This window comes from Caulobacter sp. 05T431, from assembly GCF_056665975.1.
The window spans coordinates 1-453 of the sequence record NZ_JBFTKU010000116.1; the positions used below are offsets into that span (position 1 = coordinate 1).

1 protein-coding gene is annotated in these 453 nt (G+C 65.1%); it reads right to left on the bottom strand.

Annotated features, from left to right (window positions below; translation table 11 throughout):
• Window positions 1-453 (bottom strand): hypothetical protein (locus AC1U89_RS24765; RefSeq protein ID WP_479902261.1); only part of this gene is annotated, 453 nt, incomplete at both ends.

The following is a 453-nucleotide window of genomic DNA, read 5'->3' on the forward strand; positions in this document are numbered from 1 at the left end:
TTGTTGTCCAGGCCCTTCTTTTCCTCGCCGTTCCAGCGGATCGGTACGCGGCGGGCCTTGGTGATCGTCATCGAGATGGTGCCGATGGTCTGATCACCGTCGTTCGGAGGAGTAACGGCCGGCGTGATGTCCGAGGCGGTCGCAGCGGGTGCAACGGGCGAGGTCACGGTCTGGCCGACTGCCGCTCGGGTGTAGCCGAAGTCTGACGACACCGCTGGGATCAGACCGACCAGTTCGCGCGAGACGACGTCCAGCGCGTTATAGATGGTCGGGATCAAGCCGGTGAGCGTATTTGCCGCGGCCACGCCGTGCTGTGCCGGGTGCGTGACCGCATCCTGCATCAGCTCGTACATGCGGCCGGCGACCTTCGCCACGGTCGCCACGGGGTACAGGGCGACGACGAACGCCACCGTTGCCAGCGCCATAACGCGCAGCTTCGAGAAAGTGCTCTTC